Source organism: Streptomyces sp. ATCC 21386, assembly GCF_018728545.1.
Taxonomy (GTDB): Bacteria; Actinomycetota; Actinomycetes; order Streptomycetales; family Streptomycetaceae; genus Streptomyces.
Map to the genome: position 1 here is coordinate 4,673,867 of NZ_JAAVVL010000001.1, position 16,116 is coordinate 4,689,982.

The 16,116-nt window shown below is 74.3% G+C and carries 11 protein-coding genes and 2 pseudogenes; 9 read left to right on the forward strand and 4 right to left on the reverse strand.

Features of this window, described 5'->3' with window-relative positions; genetic code table 11:
- The first annotated feature begins 131 nt into the window (after window positions 1–131).
- From GWK25_RS19935 to GWK25_RS19960, 6 genes and pseudogenes are all read left to right on the forward strand, one after another.
- Window positions 132–692, forward strand: a complete 561-nt coding sequence (locus tag GWK25_RS19935; RefSeq protein WP_308404269.1) for an MSMEG_1061 family FMN-dependent PPOX-type flavoprotein — start codon at window positions 132–134, stop codon at window positions 690–692.
- Window positions 693–748: 56 nt separating this feature from the next.
- Window positions 749–1,618, forward strand: a complete 870-nt coding sequence (locus GWK25_RS19940; protein WP_215451904.1) for an ABC transporter ATP-binding protein — start codon at window positions 749–751, stop codon at window positions 1,616–1,618.
- On the forward strand, window positions 1,615–2,592 hold the full coding sequence (locus GWK25_RS19945; protein ID WP_215451905.1) for an ABC transporter substrate-binding protein: 978 nt from the start codon (window positions 1,615–1,617) through the stop codon (window positions 2,590–2,592). Before GWK25_RS19940 ends, GWK25_RS19945 begins: the two co-directional genes overlap by 4 nt.
- Before the next feature lie 43 nt (window positions 2,593–2,635).
- Window positions 2,636–4,711 (forward strand): annotated as a pseudogene (locus GWK25_RS19950) (iron ABC transporter permease); the annotation flags it as partial.
- A 351-nt stretch (window positions 4,712–5,062) separates the two neighbouring features.
- Window positions 5,063–8,494 (forward strand): hypothetical protein, encoded by a 3,432-nt coding sequence (locus GWK25_RS19955; RefSeq protein ID WP_215451907.1) that lies wholly within the window; start codon window positions 5,063–5,065, stop codon window positions 8,492–8,494.
- Window positions 8,491–9,438 carry a GNAT family N-acetyltransferase gene (locus GWK25_RS19960; protein ID WP_251828945.1) on the forward strand — a complete coding sequence of 316 codons (948 nt, stop codon included), beginning with the start codon at window positions 8,491–8,493 and terminating at the stop codon, window positions 9,436–9,438. Before GWK25_RS19955 ends, GWK25_RS19960 begins: the two co-directional genes overlap by 4 nt.
- Here the strand turns inward: GWK25_RS19960 and GWK25_RS19965 are convergent.
- From GWK25_RS19965 to GWK25_RS19975, 3 genes are all read right to left on the reverse strand, one after another.
- Complete coding sequence (locus GWK25_RS19965; RefSeq protein WP_215451908.1) at window positions 9,384–10,622, reverse strand: PP2C family protein-serine/threonine phosphatase; 1,239 nt, start codon at window positions 10,620–10,622, stop codon at window positions 9,384–9,386. The two genes, GWK25_RS19960 and GWK25_RS19965, sit on opposite strands and share 55 nt — an antisense overlap.
- Before the next feature lie 101 nt (window positions 10,623–10,723).
- On the reverse strand, window positions 10,724–11,488 hold the full coding sequence (locus GWK25_RS19970) for an IclR family transcriptional regulator (protein WP_215451909.1): 765 nt from the start codon (window positions 11,486–11,488) through the stop codon (window positions 10,724–10,726).
- 112 nt (window positions 11,489–11,600) lie between these two features.
- Window positions 11,601–12,506: a glycoside hydrolase family 16 protein gene (locus tag GWK25_RS19975; RefSeq protein WP_215451910.1), complete on the reverse strand. Its 906-nt coding sequence runs from the start codon at window positions 12,504–12,506 to the stop codon at window positions 11,601–11,603.
- A 204-nt stretch (window positions 12,507–12,710) separates the two neighbouring features.
- Here GWK25_RS19975 and GWK25_RS19980 point away from each other — a divergent pair, with 204 nt between their 5' ends.
- Window positions 12,711–13,697 (forward strand): SDR family oxidoreductase, encoded by a 987-nt coding sequence (locus tag GWK25_RS19980; RefSeq protein WP_215451911.1) that lies wholly within the window; start codon window positions 12,711–12,713, stop codon window positions 13,695–13,697.
- A gap of 128 nt (window positions 13,698–13,825) precedes the next feature.
- Here GWK25_RS19980 and GWK25_RS19985 read toward each other — a convergent pair.
- A pseudogene (locus tag GWK25_RS19985) lies at window positions 13,826–15,095 on the reverse strand (cytochrome P450).
- Between the two features lie 185 nt (window positions 15,096–15,280).
- Here GWK25_RS19985 and GWK25_RS19990 point away from each other — a divergent pair.
- Together GWK25_RS19990 and GWK25_RS19995 are read left to right on the forward strand one after the other, a co-directional pair.
- A complete protein-coding gene (locus GWK25_RS19990; RefSeq protein WP_215451912.1) occupies window positions 15,281–15,769 on the forward strand; it encodes a DUF5709 domain-containing protein in 489 nt (162 codons plus the stop codon).
- A gap of 104 nt (window positions 15,770–15,873) precedes the next feature.
- The gene (locus GWK25_RS19995; protein WP_374200626.1) at window positions 15,874–16,098 is read left to right on the forward strand and encodes a phosphatase PAP2 family protein; all 225 of its coding nucleotides are present in this window, start codon (window positions 15,874–15,876) and stop codon (window positions 16,096–16,098) included.
- The last annotated feature ends 18 nt before the right edge of the window (window positions 16,099–16,116 follow it).

The window sequence follows — 16,116 nt, forward strand, 5'->3', positions numbered from 1 at the left end:
TAAGGCTGGCCTAACTTCGATTAGTGTGCGGGTGCACCTGTCTTCTCGCGTACACCTTGGGGGTCCGCCTTGCCGCGCACGATCGAGACCAGCACCGGAGAGGGGCCGGCGCCGGAGAGGGGCGGGAGTCCGTGATTGGCGACGGGCGGGACACCGGGACCGCCGACGGGCGGCGCGAGGAGGCGTGGGTCGAACTGGAGTCGCGCGAGGCGTTGCGCGCACTGCTGGGCGAGCCCTGGCCGGTGGTGATCGAGAAGGTCCATGACCGGCTGACCGACCAGGACCGGGGCATTCTGGCGCGCTCCCCGTTCTGCCTGCTGGCCACCTCCGACGCCCGGGGCGGCTGTGACGTCTCCCCGCGCGGGGACGCCCCTGGGTTCACCCATGTCGTGGACCCCGGTGTGATAGCCCTGCCCGACCGGCCGGGCAACCGGCGCGGCGACAGCTTCCACAACATCCTCGACAACCCGCACGCCGGCCTGCTCTATCTGATCCCCGGCTCCAAGGAGGTCCTGCGGATCAACGGCCGGGCGCGGATCCTCACCGACGCCCCGTTCTTCGACGCGATGACACTCGACGACCGGCGGCCCGCGCTGGCGCTGGTCCTGGAGATCGACGAGATCTATCTGCACTGCCCGCAGTCCCTGCGCCGGTCGGGCGTGTGGGATCCGCGGTCGTGGCCGACCGGCTGAATCCGGCCGACGGGGCCCCTTGTCGGCCACTATTTAGGTTAGGCTAACCTTCGCATGTGAGATCTGGTGAGGAAGCAGCCGACACCCCGAGGCTACGCGGGCATGCCCTGTCGGCCACGGGCGTGACCGTGTCGTACGACGGCGTCGATGTCGTGCACGACGTCGCGATCGCGCTCCGGCCCGGCGAGGTGACCGCACTGGTAGGTCCCAACGGCAGCGGCAAGTCGACGCTGCTACGGACCGTCGCCCGGCTGCAACGGCCGCGCCACGCCGCACTCCGGATCGACGCCGACACCGACGGACTCGCCCTGACCTCCCGTGAGTTCGCGCGACACGTCGCGCTGCTGACCCAGGGTCGGCCCACGCCCAGCGGACTGACCGTGCGTGACGTCGTCGAGTTCGGCCGCTACCCGTACCGGGGCCGCTTCGGCCGCAGGGACCCCGACGCGACGGCCGCCGTCGACCGGGCTCTCGCGCTGACCGGCGTCTCTGACCTCGCCGAGCGCGGAGCCGACCACCTGTCGGGCGGGCAGTTGCAGCGGGTGTGGCTCGCCAGTTGTCTCGCCCAGGAGACCGGCGTGCTCCTGCTGGACGAGCCGACCACCTATCTCGACCTGCGCTACCAGGTCGAACTCCTCGACCTCGTCCGCGATCTGGCGGACGACCACGGCATCGCCGTCGGCGTCGTCCTGCACGACCTCGACCAGGCGGCCGCCGTCGCCGACCGGATCACCCTGCTCGAAGCGGGCCGGATCGTCGCCGAGGGCCGTCCCGAGGACGTCCTGACGCCGGAACGTCTGACCGCCGTCTACGGCATCCGCATCGATGTCGACACCGACCCCCTCACCGGCCGACTGCGCACCCGCCCGATCGGTCGTCACCACACCCGCACCACCCGAAGCGAAAGGCTCCGCACCACCTCATGAGACGTCTCCTGCTCCCCGCGGCCACCGTCGTCGCGGCCCTCACCCTCGCCGCCTGCGGTACCACCGAGCCCGCCGCCGACAGCACCGAGAAGACCTCCGAGGCCATCACCCTCACCGACTCCACCGGCAAGAAGGTCGAACTCGACGGCCCGGCCACCAAGGTCGTCGCCACCGAGTGGAACGAGGTCGAGTTCCTCCTGACCCTCGGCGTGGACCCCGTCGGCGTCGCGGACGTCAAGGGCTACCGGACCTGGGACCAGGCCGTGCCGCTGAAGAACGAGCCGAAGGACATCGGCACGCGCGGCGAGCCGAGCATGGACACCATCGCCTCCCTCAAGCCCGACCTGATCGTGGCCTCCTCCGACCTGGCGCCGGCCGCGGTCAAGCAACTGCGCGAGATCGCCCCGGTGCTGGGGATCCAGTCCGCGGACGCCTCCGACCAGATCGGGCAGATGCTGGACAACCTCGACCTCATCGCCAAGGCGACCGGGACCACCGACAAGGCCGAGAGCGCGCGGAAGAGCTTCGAGGCCAAGGTCGCCGAGGGCAAGAAGGCCCTCGCCGACGCCGGTCTCGACGGCACGGACATCGCCTTCGCCGACGGCTACGTCGCCTCCAACCAGGTCTCCCTGCGCCCCTACACCAGCGGTTCGCTGATCGGCGCCGTCAACGAGCGGCTCGGTCTGAAGAACGCCTGGAAGGTGAAGGGCGACGCCGACTACGGGCTCGGCACCACCGACGTCGAGGGTCTGACCGGCCTGCCGAAGGACGTCCAGTTCGCCTACATAGGCAACGACGAGGACGAGAGCAGCAACCCCTTCGGCAACGAACTGGCGAAGAACGCGGTCTGGAAGTCCCTCGCGTTCGTGAAGTCCGGTGATGTGCACCGACTGCCCGATGGCATCTGGATGTTCGGCGGCCCCGGCTCGATGGAGGCGTACATCGACGCCCTCGTCGACGCGCTGACGAAGTAGCAGAGCCGAAGAGAGAAGAAGAGCAGAGCACACGAAGCAGAAGCACGGAGCCATGGCCGTCACCGCGACTTCCCCCGCCACCCGTCCGTCGGCAGCGGCGACCCGGACGGGCGCGGCCGCGGTGACGGCCGCGCTCGTCCTCCTGGTCGCCGCGCTCGCCGTCGTCGACCTCACCCAGGGCACGGCCGCCGTCGGGCCCGCCGAGGTGCTCAAGGCCCTGACCGGGCGCGCCGACCCCGGCGACGCGTCCGTCGTGATCGCCTCCCGGCTGCCCCGGATGGCCGCCGGGATCCTCGTCGGCGTCCTGCTCGGTGTCGCCGGGGCCGTGCTGCAGGCCGTCAGCCGCAACGTGCTCGCCTCGCCCGACACCCTCGCCGTGAACGCCGGCGCCTACCTGGCGCTCGGTATCGTCGGCGTCACCGGTGTGTCGCTGCCCCTGCTCGCCTCCTCCGGCGTCGCGTTCGTGGGCGGGCTGCTGGCCGCGGGCGTCGTACTCTCCCTCTCCGGCCTCGGCACCGGCACCGTACGGCTCGTGCTCGCGGGCACCGCCCTGATGCTGGGCCTGAACTCCCTCACCGAGGGCCTGCTGCTGCTGTTCCCCCAGCAGACCGAGGGCCTCTACCAGTGGAACCAGGGCAGCATCGGCCAGAACGGCTTCGACGGGGTCCTGCAGATGCTGCCGGTCGCCGCGATCGGGCTCGTCGGCCTGCTGCTGACGGCTCGTCGGGTCGACGCGCTCGCCCTCGGCGACGACGCCGCGCGCGGGCTCGGCGTCCCGGTCCGCGCCACGCGGGTGACGGTCGTCGTCCTGGCGACCCTGCTGTCCGCGGCGGCCGTCACCCTCGCCGGGCCCATCGGCTTCGTCGGCCTGTGCGCACCGGCGCTGGTGCGTCCCCTCGCCCGCGGCTTCCGGGGCTTCACGCGCTCACGGGGCTTCCTCCCCGCGGCCGGTCTGGTCGGGGCCGCGCTGGTCCTCGGGTCGGACGTCCTGCTGCGCGCCCTCGTTCCCGCCGACACGGCGGTCGCCGTGCCCACCGGCGTCGTCACCAGTCTGATCGGCGCCGTGTTCCTGGTGGTCATGGCGCTCCGGCTGCGCGACACCTCCGGAGCCGAGGCGCCGGACCGACTGCGCATCCCCAGCCGTACGGCGTTCCTGGTCACGGTGGCTGTCCTCGTGGCCGTGACGGTGGGCGTCATCGTCGCCGGCGTCCTGCTGGGCGACAGCAAACTCCTGCTCGGGGATGTCGCGAACTGGGCGCAGGGACGGGCGGGCCGCACCGTGTCCTTCGTACTGGACACCCGGGTGCCGCGCGTTCTCGCGGCCCTCTGCGCGGGCGCGGCCCTCGCCCTGGCCGGCACGCTGGTGCAGGCCGTGACCCGCAACCCTCTCGCGGAGCCGGCGATCCTGGGCGTCTCCGGCGGTGCCGCGCTCGGCGCCGTCCTGCTCGTCACCACCGTGCCCGTCGTCGGGGGCTGGGGCATCGCGGGCGCCGCGTTCACGGGCGCCGCCCTCGCCTCGGTGATCGTCTTCGGGCTCGCCGCCCGGGGCGGCTACCAGCAGAACCGGCTGGTCCTCGTCGGCATCGGCGTGGCCGCCGCCGCGACGGCACTGATCAGCCTGCTCATCGTGCTCACCGACCCCTTCAACGCCACCAAGGCGCTGACCTGGCTGTCCGGTTCGACGTACGGCCGGACCATGCCGGACGTGCTCCCCGTCGCGTGCGTGGTGGCGGTGGGGCTCGTCGTCGCGGTCGCCCGCCGCACCGAACTGGACCTGGTCTCCCTGGACGAGCACACCCCCCGCCTGCTGGGTCTGCCGCTGTCCCGGGCCAGACTCGGATTCCTGACGATGGCAGTCCTGCTCAGCGCGACCGCCGTCGCCTCCGCCGGCACCATCGGTTTCGTGGGTCTCGTCGCACCGCACGCGGCGCGGGCCCTGGTGGGCCGGCGGCACGTGCGGGTGGTCCCGGTCGCCGTCCTCCTCGGGGCCACCCTCGTCTGCACGGCGGACCTCCTGGGCCGCACGGTGATCGCCCCCGCCCAGCTGGGCGCCGGCCTGATGACCGCCGTGATCGGCACGCCGTACTTCCTCCACCTGCTGATACGGACCCGACGGTAGCCGCCGCGGCCGTCGTCGGGAGGCGCGCGTCGGCCGACCTTCTTGAGGGTGGCCGGCCGTCCTTGGGAGGTGCTTGTCGGCGGAGGTCTCGACGTGCGGGCCGGTTGTCGTCCGGGGCGCGGGTCGGTCGACGTCCGGGGGATCGGGGCGGCCGGAGTTCGGACGTCCGGGTCGGTCGACGTCCGCGGGTTCGGGGCGGCCGGAGTTCGGACGTCCGGGCCGGTTGTCGTCCGGGGCGGGGCAGTTGTCGTCCGGAGTCGCGGGTCGGTCGTCGTCCGGAGGTGTCGGCCGCCCCGGTCACGCCGCGCTTAATCGATCGCGGCGGCTGACCCCGCCCGGCACAATCGGCGCATGCCGACCACCGCGGAGCAACTGCTGTCCGCCCTCGAACCGTTGCCGTTCCCCGCACGCCTCACCCGGACGGCACGGACCGCCCGTCGGCTCGCGGACGAGGGGGCGCTCGCCCCGTTCCTGACCGACCTGGACGGACGCGGGCCCTACGAACGGCGGCTCGCGGCGCTGGCGGCCCTCGTCGGACGGGACGTGGAGTTCCTCGCACAGCGGCTCGCGGACCCGGACCCGGTGGTCGCCGGGTACGCGCGGCGCGCCGCACGCGACCTGCCCGTACCGGACCGCGCGATGGAGGCCGCCTACGACGACGCACCGGCCGTGCTCCGCCGGCGCCTGGCCCGTCTGCTCGCCACCGGAGGCCGCACCGCGCTCGCCGAGCGGATGGTGGCGCGGTTGCGCGCCGACTGGGGCGACGCCGAGGCCGCGCGGCTGCTGCCGGCCTGCTCCACCCCGTTCGTGGCACGGGAGCTGCCCGCACTCGCCCACGCCGTGGACGGCTGGACCCGGCTCGCGACCCGGCACCCCGACCCGGTGCTCGACCACGCCGAGCGGACCCTGGCCGACCGGGCCGGCGGGCAGCAGCGGGACGACTGGTGGGCCCTGCACGCCACCACGGTCGCGGCGCTCGCGCCCCTGCGCCCCGAGCGGGTGCTGACCCTGCTGGAACGGTACGGCCCCGGTGGCCTGCCGCCCGCGCTGAGCCGGGCACTCGCGCCCCTGGCCACCGCCGACGTCGAACGCGTCATCCGCTGGCTCACCTCCCCCGACCGCGAGCGGCAGCGCCACGAGAGGGTGCCGCCGCCCGGAGTGCTGCGCGCGCTCCTGCGGGCCGAGCCCGCGTCGCTCACCGCGTTGGGCAGGCACTGGCTGCGGCGCGGCCCGCACTTCGCCGCACTGGTCAGGGCCATGGCCCCCGGCCGACGCCCCGCCTTCGTGGACGCGGTCGGCGGCGGGACCGCTCACGATCCCGCCCAGGCCGTCCTGGAACTGCTGCCGCGCGAGCGCCGCTGGGCGGAAGTGCGGCGCGCGGCCGCCACGTTCGACGGCACGGACTACTGGTGGGACGACCTGGACATCCTCGCCCACGGCCCGCTCGACGAGGCGCGCTCCGCGCTGCTGGCCGCGATCGGGCGGTCCCACGCCGCCGACCGGGCCGCCGCGTGGCCACTGTACGTGGCCTGCGCCGCCCGGGACGGCGGCCCCGGCGCTGTCACCGAAGTGCTGACGGCGGCGGGACGGCGGCTGCGCAACGAGCGGGACACCGTCCGCGCCGCGGCGCTGGGCGCGTTCGCCGAAGCGCACCCGCGGGTCTTCGCCCCGGCCGACGTACCCCTGCTCGACGCGATCGCCACCGACGCCCTGGAGGCCAGGGACACGTCGACCGCCACCCTGGCGGCCTTGCGCACGCTGGCGATCGGCCTGCTCGTCGAACACGCCGGGGCCGCCACGGGTGACGCGCCGGGCCATCGTGGCGAGGCGGCAGTGGACACGGGGACCGGCCTGCGGGAGTGGGCGCTTCGTACACTCGTGCGTATCACGGAGCGGGTCGGGGTGCCCGACTTCGGGCCGCTCCGTCGTGCGCTGCGAAGGGGACAGGAGCAGCACCTCCTCGACGCCCTGCGCCCCTCGCTCGACGCCGGGGCCGGACGGGCCGACTTCCGGCTGCTGCTGGGATTCGCCGCCGCGCTGGGACCGCGCGCCCGAGGGCTGCCCGAACTCCAGCACCGGCTCGCCACGGCGGTGGAACGCGGCGACGACGAGACCTTCGAGGCGGCCGCACGGCTGTGGCTGGCCGCACCGGCGACCCGCGACGAACGGGCCGCCCGCATCGTCGCCCGGGAGCCGTCGGCGGTCGTCCTCCCTCCCGTACGACACGTGCTGTCCCGGCGGCGCACGGACCTGCTGGACGCCCTGCTGGCCGATACCCCGCCCCACGGCCGTTTCCTGGTGGACGGCGCCCGGCGCCCGCTGCCGGACCTCGCCGACAGCGACCGGTGGCTGCCACGCCAGCAGCGGGCGGCGGTCCGCCTGGCCGGGGAGGCGATCGCGGACCGTACGCTCCCGCTCGACGACCGGGCCGCCCTGATCCGGGCCGCCGCGCCGGTGCCCGAGTTCGGGCGCGCCCTGGCGTTCGCGCACGAGGACGACCCCGACGTGGTCGTCGCCGAGGCCGCGCTCGGCGCCCTGCCCCGTACCGACCGGCCGCACGACGCCCTGCCGACCCTGCTGGACCGGGCCGACGGCGACCGGGCCAGGGTGGCCGTGTACGCGGCGGCCCGCGCCGCCCGCTTCGCCGCCCCGTCCCGACTCGCCCACGCCCTGGGCCCGTTGCTCACCGGCGAGCGGCCCGCCAAGGTCACTTCCCGCAAGGAAGCCGTACGGCTCGCTGCCCGCTTCCTGCCGGCCCGGATCGCGGTGCCCCTGCTGGCGCGCGCCTTCCACGCCCCCGACCGGCACCCGGACGTGCGGGCCGCCGTCGTCCGTGCCCTGCCCCCGCTCCTCGGTGAGCCGCAGGCCCGGGGCCTGATCGAGGACGCGGCACGCGACGACACCGCTCCCGTGCACGAGGCCCTACTGGCCGTCACCCCCTGGGAGTTGGCCGAACCGCACCGTCGCGCGTACGCCGCCGTCGTCTGCTCGGCCTACGACACCTCCCTCGCGCTCATGGAAGGCTTCGCCGGCCACACCGTGCTGCACGCGATGGGCGTGTGGTGCCGCTACTCGCCCGAACTCGCCCGCCGCATCTCCGGAACGGTCGGCGACCTCGGTGACCGGGCGCGCTGGAGCTACGCGGCCTGGGCGCTGCGTGACCTGGCCGTCTCCGAACTGCCCCACCCCGTGGGCGGTGCCGCGCCCGGCAGTGTGTTCCACAGCACCGTGGCCGCGCTGTTGGCGGCGACGCACACCCCGGAGGGCGGCTGCGACGCGCTGGAGAACCGTGACGTGCCGGCGCTGCAGCGACTGCGGCATCTGACGTCGTTCTCCTACGCCGCGAACGTCCGCGCCGAGTTGCTGGAGGCGGTCGCGGAGCAACTGGCGGGCGAACCACTGCTCGCGCCGGAACGCGTCGAGCTGCGGGGCCTGTTGGTCGGCCTCGCCACGGAGCCGGCCGCACTCCTCGAACGACTGCGGGACCTCGCGGCGGAGTTCGAGGACGTCGGGGTGAGCGTCGCGACCCAGACCTCCGAACGGCTGCGCCTGGCCTCGGTGCATCGCGCTCCGGGGTGCGCCGAGGCCCTGCTGACCGCCGCCGACGGGTTCGCCCGCGACGGCCGCACCGCGACCGGCCTGCTGGCGGTCGGCCTGGTGCGGGGGACGGGGCAGTCCCTCGGCTGGACCGAGGAATGGCGCTCCCTGCTGCGCCTGCTGCGCCGCCATCGGGACCCCGACGTGCGCCACCAGGCGTACCGGACCACGACGCACAGCGAATGACCCGCCCGGACGGTCGGCGCCCCGCCGCCGACGACCGCTCGCATCCCACCGACGACGTCGCGGACGGCCGCTCGCATCTCACCGACGACGGCGGCGGCCGCTGGCTTCTCACCGACGACGTCGACGACTTCCTCGCCCGGGTCGGAGGCTTCCTGCGCTCGCGCCCTGCCCCGCACACCGTCCAACTGACGGTCACCGAGACACTGCGCACGTCCGGGCCGCACGCGTACGGTGCCGAGGCCCCGGTGCTGGGGCGGCTGGAGCGGGCGGGCGAGGTCCGCGCCACCTTCTTCCGCACCCCGCCCCACCGTCTGAGCCTCACCCCGCTCACCCCCGAGCAGGCCGACGCCCTCGCCGACCACCTGGCCGAGCTCGGCCACCGCCTCCCCGGGGTCAGCGCGGATCGCGACACCGCCTCCGCCTTCGCCCGCGCGTGGCACCGGCGCACCGGCGCGGTGCCGACACGGTGCGCACGTCAGCGCCTGTACCGCCTCGGTACGCTCACCCCACCACAGCCGCTGCCGCCGGGCCGGAGCCGGGTGGCCGGACCGCGGGACCGCGAGCGACTCGTGCGGTGGTACCACGAGTTCGCCGCCGATGTCGGTGAGGCGCCCTCCGAGGCCGCCGCCGCCCGCTTCGCCGACGGGCGCGTCACCCTGTGGGAGCACCCCGAGGGCACCCCCGTCTCCCTGGCCGGGGTCACCCCGGTGATCGCCGGGCAGGTGCGGGTGACCACCGTCCACACCCCGGTCCATCTGCGCGGTCGTGGATACGCGGGTGCCGTGACCGCCGAGGCGAGCCGCGCCGCGACGGCCGCAGGCGCCCGACAGATCCTGCTGTTCACCAGCCTCGACAACGCCACGAGCAACGCGCTCTACCTGCGCCTCGGTTATGTCCCCGTCGGCGACTTCGCGGCGTACGACTTCTCGCCGGTACCGCTGTGACGAGGAACCCCCGGGAGGGGTTGGCCCGGCCCCGGGGTGGAGGCTGTCGGTTTGCGCAGCAGCAGGAGGGCCGCGTCGTCGTGCAGGCGGCCGCCCACATGTTTCAGCACTTCGTCGTGGAGGGCCGTGAGGGTGCGGGCCGGCTCCTCGCAGAGATGGTGTGCAAGTCGCTCCGCGAGCGGGTAGAACTCGCGGTCACGGTCCCGGGCCTCCGTGACCCCGTCGGTGTAGAGCAGCAGCTGGTGACCGTCGGCGAAGGGCAGGGTCTGCAGCGCGGGGGTCTCGCCGGTGAGGGCGCGCAGCCCGAGGGGCGGCGCCGGTAGGGCCGGCTCGACGGGGACCACGTCGGCGCCGCGCACCAGCAGCGGCGGCGCGTGTCCGCAGTTGACCAGCTCCAGCCGATCCGGCTCGGGGTGCCCGGCGACCACGGCGGTGACGAAGTCGTCGCAGCGCAGATTGCGGGCCAGGCTCCGCTCGATCCGGTCGACCACGGCGAGCAGGTCGGGCTCCTCGTACGCCGCCTCCCGGAACACCCCGACCACCAGGGCGGCGACCCCCACCGCGGGCAGCCCCTTGCCGCGCACGTCGCCCACGATCAGCCGCACCCCGTAGGGGGTGGGCACGAGCGCGTAGAGATCCCCGCCGATACGGGCCTCGGCGGCGGCCGCGCTGTACCGGACGGCCACCTGGAACGGGCCGACGACCGCCGGCACCGGCTGCAGCAGCGCGTGCTGGGCGGCCTCGGCGACCGAGCGGACGGCCGCCAGGACCCGCTCGCGGCGCCCGCGCAGCGCACCGGCCAGCCCGCTGGCCAGGGTGACGGCCGCCAGCGCGGACAGCACCGCGGCCAGCTCGTGTCCCCGCGCGCCGTCCCGGACGCCGAGCATCGTGCCCAGCACCCCGGCGAGCAGCCCGACACAGAGGACGCCGCCCGGCCCGCTGGTGGTGGCGGCCAGCGCCGGCCCGGCCGCGAGCAGCGGCAGCCAGGTGTGCCCGGCCCCGCCGAACAGACCGACGACCACGATGACGGACACGATCAGCACGAGCACGACGGGCAGGACGGGCGTACCGGAGGCGAGCTGCGCGGCGACCCGGTTGCGGGCCGCCGCTTCCGGGGCGGCCGCTCGTCCCGGGGACGGCCGGATGGGCTCCTGGTTGCCGTCGAGCTCTCGGGTGTGCCTCATGTTTCGCCCGCAGTCCTCACCTGTGCGTGGAGCATCCGCTCCGGAATTGTCTGTTTGATCCAGGAAAGAGGATGGGTGCGGGCGCCACAAGGAGCCGATTTTCAGATAGTGAGCGACAGGCCTCTGGTCACCCGGCTCGCGGTCGGGAGCAGCCTGGCCCGGACCTCGTCGAGGCGGGAGAGCCGGTCCGCCCGCAGCGAGACCCCGAGCGAGCCGAGAGTGTCCCCGCTGTACACGGGCACCGCGACACAGACCGTGCCGAGGGAGTACTCCTCCAGATCCGTGACGGCCGGTGCGAGGGGGGAGGAGTCCAGTCGGCGGAGCAGTTCCGGGGCGTCGGTGATGGTCCGCGGAGTGAGGTCCGCCAGGCGGTGCCGGGAGAGATAGTCCTGGCGGGACTCCTCGTCCAGCTCACGCAGCACCGACTTGCCCAGCGCGGTGGCGTGCCCGGCGTCCTCGAAGCCCACCCAGAGGTCCACCCGGGGCGCCCGGGCGCTGTCCACGATCTCGGCGACCCGGATCTCACCGTCCTCGTAGAAGGTGAGGTACGCGGCGCTGGTGAGCTCGTCCCGCAGCGCGGCGAGCGTCGGCCGGACCCGGCTGAGCAGGGCCTGCCCCCGGCCGGTGGTGTGCAGGGCCGTCACCTTGTCGCCCAGGACGAAGCCGCCGTCGGCCAGTTTCCGCAGGTAGCCGTCGTGGACCAGGGTCCGCAGCAGATGGTAGGCGGTGGCCAGGGGCAGCCCGGTCTCCCGTGCCAGCTGTTTCGCGGGCGCGCCGTTCTCGTGGGCGCTCACCGCCTCCAGCAGGCGGAAGGCCCGCTGCACGGAGGTGATGAGTGTGGGGCCGGGGGCTTCGTGCGCAGCCATACGACCAGCGTGCGCCGGGCACGCGACCTCGGCAAGCTCCGCCCGGGCAAGCCACGTCCGGGCGAGCTCCGCCCGGACGTGGCACTCGCGCCGGGCCCCTCGACCGGGACGATCACTTCCACCCGTACGCGTAGGCCGCGACCCAGGTGATGTCGAGCTGGGCGCTGCTGCCCGGCTCCGCGCCCGGTCCCTCCAGGGCGCTCTCGTTCTGCAGCACCCACGACAGCGGCCGGTCCGGCACGTCCCGGGTGTCGTGGCCCACCTGCCGCCCGTCCACGAAGAACCGGACATGGCCCGGCGTCCACTCCGTCGACACGGTGTGCCAACGGGTCCAGTCGTCGCTTCCCGGGAAGTACCCCTGTTCACCGCCGCCGCAGGGATGGTGGAAGGCGGTGAGGTCACCGGTCCACTCACCCTCCGGATGATCCATCTCGCAGCCGCCGCCGTAGTGCAGCCAGGCCGACTTGTATCCCGGGGCGAGCTTCGTCACCTTGATACGGGCGCTGTACTTGCCGTACTTCATCTGCATGACCGCACGGGGTACCACCGCCGCAGCGTGCACGGGACCTCCGTCGGCCGGCCGCCACATCCGGATGAACATCCGGCCGTCGCCGTTCTCCGCAGGGCCCACACTCACGGTGTCCTCCGGGTGGTAGACGCCCACGACCTCCCGGCCCCGGTCGTTGGCCGTGTCACGCCAACCCGTCGGATACGCCCACCAGTTGTCGCGGTACGCGCCGGTGAGGCCCCCGCAGTGGGCGGCGGAGGTGTCGACCCGGTGCTCGCAGTCGCTGAACCCACCCAGCGGCACCCGGTCGCCGTCGAAGTCCTCCGCGAGCACCTGCCAGAACGGCCCGCAGTCGCCCCGGGGCAGGTCGGTGCCGGCGACACGGCAGGCGTCGGCCGACACCGGCGCTCCCTCGGCGCGGGGAACGCCGAGGAGCGTCACCAGCAGCAGGAGACCCACGGAGGGCCACACCGCGCGTCCACGACGTTTCGGTGCCGCGTGCGAACCCATCGGACAGCCCCCTTCGTCCCACCGCGGGATGCGTGGTGCGAGGGAGCATCGTCACCGCACGGCCTCTCCGGCGCCATCCCCCCGGCAGGGGGCCTACCGGAGGGGCATGTTCCGCCCGCACCGAGGTGAATCGGTGGTTTCGGGTACTCGGGGCCCGGAGCCGGACGCGGCGCGTCCGGGACGTCTGACCTGAGGAGGTATGCGATGCGGCTGCGGGAGCACGTGGTGGTGGTGACGGGAGCGTCCAGCGGGATCGGCCGGGCCACGGCCGAGGCCTTCGCCGGCAAGGGGTGCGCCGTGGTGCTGGCCGCCCGCCGTGAGGAAGCGCTGGAGGCGACCGCCCAGGAGTGCGAGAAGCACCGTGGCGCGCGGACGCTGGTCGTGCCGACCGACATGACGGACGCCAAGGCGGTCGAGGACCTGGCGAGGCGCGCGGTGGAGGAGTTCGGCCGGATCGACGTCTGGGTCAACAACGCGGCCGTCAACGCCTTCGGCCGGTTCGAGGACGTACCGCTGGAGGACTTCCGGCGGGTCCTGGACGTCAACGTGATGGGTTACGTCCACGGGGCGCGCGCGGCGCTGCCGGTGATGCGCGCGCAGGGGCGCGGGACGCTCGTCAACATCTCCTCGATCGTGGGAGCCGTCGCGCAGCCCTACAGCCACCCGTACAGCATGTCCAAACACGCCGTGCAGGGCTTCGGATCCAGCCTGCGGCAGCAGCTGCGGGTGGAAGGGGTGAAGGGCGTGCGGGTGTGCACGGTGATGCCCGCGACCATCGACACCCCGCACTTCGAACAGTCGGCGAACTACACCGGGCGCAAGGTCGTCGCCATGCCGCCCGTCTACAGCCCCGAGCGGGTCGCCAAGGCCGTCGTCGACCTGGTGCGGCACCCGCACCGGGAAGTGGTGGTCGGTCCGGCCGGGCGGGCCCTGGTGCGCAGGGCGCGGAAGAACCCGGCCCTGGCGGAGCGGGTGATGGCCAAGCAGACCGACAGGACCCATCTGTCCCACGACGAGGCCGCACCGGCCACGCACGGAACACTGCACGTCCCCGCTCCCGGCGAGGGAGCGGTGCACGGAGGCTGGGGCGGCAGGCGCCGCACGGCGCTGCGCCGGACGGCGGTCGTCGCGGTGCTGGGCGCGGGCGCGGCCGCCGCCGGACGCCGGATCAGCCGGGAAATGGCCGCCTGACCGGGCCGGCCGCCTGACCGGGCTGACCGACGGGCTGACCGCCTGACGGCACCCGGCCGGGCTGCTCGGCCTGGCCGAGCGGACGGGGCGGGGGTGCGGGCGAACGGCCCGCACCCCCCCGCCGGGTCTCAGCGCGACGCGGGTTCCCGCTCCGGTACCCGGACGGACTCCATGACGAAGCCGCTGCGCACCCGCGCCGGCATCCGGGTCAGCGGGATCCGCAGATCCTGCGCGGGCACCTCGTACTCCAGCCGGGCCAGCCGCGGCCCCAGGGCCCGCAGCAGCGCGACGGTGACGTCCTCGCCGGGGCAGCGATGACCGGTGGCGCGGTCGCCGCCGCCCTGCGGCACCAGGTCGTCACGGCCGGGCGGCCGCTCCAGGAAGCGCTGCGGTTCGAAGGTGTACGGCAGGTCCCACAGGTCGGGGTCGTGGTTCTGCCCGTACAGGTCGAGCAGGACCATGGTGCCCGCCGGGATCGGCTCGCCCCGCCACTCCAGGTCGGTGACGGCCAGCCCGCCGACGAAGGGTGCGAACGGGTAGAAACGGCGCAGCTCGTGGGCGAACGCCACGGCGTACTCGGGGTCGTCCTCGGCCAGTCGTTCCCGGACGTCAGGTCGCAGCCGCAGCGCGTGCCCGGCGTAGGTGACGAACCAGCACACGGCGACGGTGGGGCGGACGATGTTGAGGAGCTCCACCGCGGCGGTGTGCGGGTCGAGGGGCAGGCCGTCGGCGTCCTGGTGCCGGACCACCACGTCCAGCGGCGATCCTGGCGGCGCGGTGGCGGCGCCCTCCCGGACGTCGCCCACCAGACCTGCCAGCCAGGCCTCGCAGCGGCTGCGGGCCCGGCGGGCCCGCCAGTGCCGGGGCCCCGCCGTGGCGAAACCGTCGACCATGGCGACCATGTCCCGCGCCGTGTCCTCGGCCGCGGACTCGTCCAGCGGGATCCCGGCCCAACGGCAGACACCCAGCGTGAGCGCCCGGCTCGCCTCGTCGAACAGCACGACCGAGCGCCGGCCGGGCCACGACCGTACGGCCGTGTCCCCAGGCGTCGGCGACGTGTTCCACCAGGTCGGCGACCGCCTTCGGGCCGGTGAGCAGCGAGAGGAACAACTCCTTGCGCAGGCGGTGGGCCGGACCGTCCAGGGTGTGCACCGCCCCGTGGCCGAACAAGGTGCTCAGCACCGGGCCGGGCAGCGCCGTCGCTCGCTCCACGTGCCGCTCGTCGTAGAAGAACCGGACGGCCTCCGGGCCCCACAGGGCGACGGTGTGGCGGCCCGTCAGGCGGGCGCGGACCAGGGGACCGGCGGTGCGGCGCCGACGGTCGGGCAGCCAGGTGTACCCCTTGACCAGGGCCGCGAGCGAACTGTCGACCAGCGGGGTGCGAGGACTCGGATTCATGCCGACCCGAGTGCCCGCCCCGGTCCGCCGGTAACGCGGGGAGGCGGGCACTCGCAACGGTGGGCGAAGCGCGCGTCGGCCGCCGACGCGACCGGCGGCGGTCGCGGCACAGAGGTGTTACACCCCACGGAACTCGGTACTCCGCACGGAGACCACCAACCGGCCGAACACCCCCGGAGGCGAGCATGAGCGACGAGAACATGGCGGACGACGCCTACCAGCCCACCGGTGGCAACGAGGAGCAGGAGGACGCCGCCCCCCTGGATCTCCAGGATGCGCTCGACGAACGTACGTACGACGACATGCTGGACGAGGGCTATTCGCCGCCGGAGAGGCCGCTGGGCGTCACCAAGAGCGGGACCACGGCCGCCGAGCAGCACGAGGGCGAGTCCCTCGACGACAGACTGCGGCAGGAGGTGCCCGACGTGGAGGTGCCGGCGGGGGACGGTATCGGCGACCTCCCGGGCGGGGAGGGCGAACCCCTTGATCCGGAGGCCGGAGCGGACCGCGCCGGCCGTCTGGTCGCACCCGACGAGGGCGCCCGGACGGACACCACCAAGGAACTGATCGCCGAGGACGAGGGCATCGACGGCGGAGCGGCGGGCGCGGAGGAGGCGGCGATGCACGTCGTCCCCGACGACGCACTGTCACCGACGGACCCGCCGGAGGCCTGAAGGGCTCGCGTCGGCTCGCGTCGGCCGTCGTGATGGCCGGATGGGGCGGTGGGCGCGGCCGGCGAGCGTCGGCGGCGGGCCTGGCGGCGCTGACGGTGGCGCAGGTGAGCTCCAACGCGATCGGCAAGCAGCTGGTCGACCGGCGCAGGCCCCCGAGGGAGTGGTTCCCGCACGCCGAGGTCGACGACCGTCCCGCGTCGTCGTCCTTCCCGTCCGGCCACACCGCCGGCGCCGTCGCCTTCACGGCCGCCGTGATCGGCCTGGCCGGTGCCTGGGCCGCCCGCAGTCTCCCGCGCCTGCTGCTCCTCGCCGTCCGCCGACTGCCCTGACGCGCGAGGAGTCGGCGG

Bases quoted from the DNA above. Each gene is read 5' to 3' on its own strand.
- GWK25_RS19945 (WP_215451905.1), top strand. From the start codon at position 1,615: ATGAGACGTCTCCTGCTCCCCGCGGCCACCGTCGTCGCGGCCCTCACC.
- GWK25_RS19955 (WP_215451907.1), top strand. From the start codon at position 5,063: ATGCCGACCACCGCGGAGCAACTGCTGTCCGCCCTCGAACCGTTGCCG.
- GWK25_RS19960 (WP_251828945.1), top strand. From the start codon at position 8,491: ATGACCCGCCCGGACGGTCGGCGCCCCGCCGCCGACGACCGCTCGCAT.
- GWK25_RS19965 (WP_215451908.1), bottom strand. From the start codon at position 10,622: ATGAGGCACACCCGAGAGCTCGACGGCAACCAGGAGCCCATCCGGCCG.
- GWK25_RS19970 (WP_215451909.1), bottom strand. From the start codon at position 11,488: ATGGCTGCGCACGAAGCCCCCGGCCCCACACTCATCACCTCCGTGCAG.
- GWK25_RS19975 (WP_215451910.1), bottom strand. From the start codon at position 12,506: ATGGGTTCGCACGCGGCACCGAAACGTCGTGGACGCGCGGTGTGGCCC.
- GWK25_RS19980 (WP_215451911.1), top strand. From the start codon at position 12,711: ATGCGGCTGCGGGAGCACGTGGTGGTGGTGACGGGAGCGTCCAGCGGG.
- GWK25_RS19990 (WP_215451912.1), top strand. From the start codon at position 15,281: ATGAGCGACGAGAACATGGCGGACGACGCCTACCAGCCCACCGGTGGC.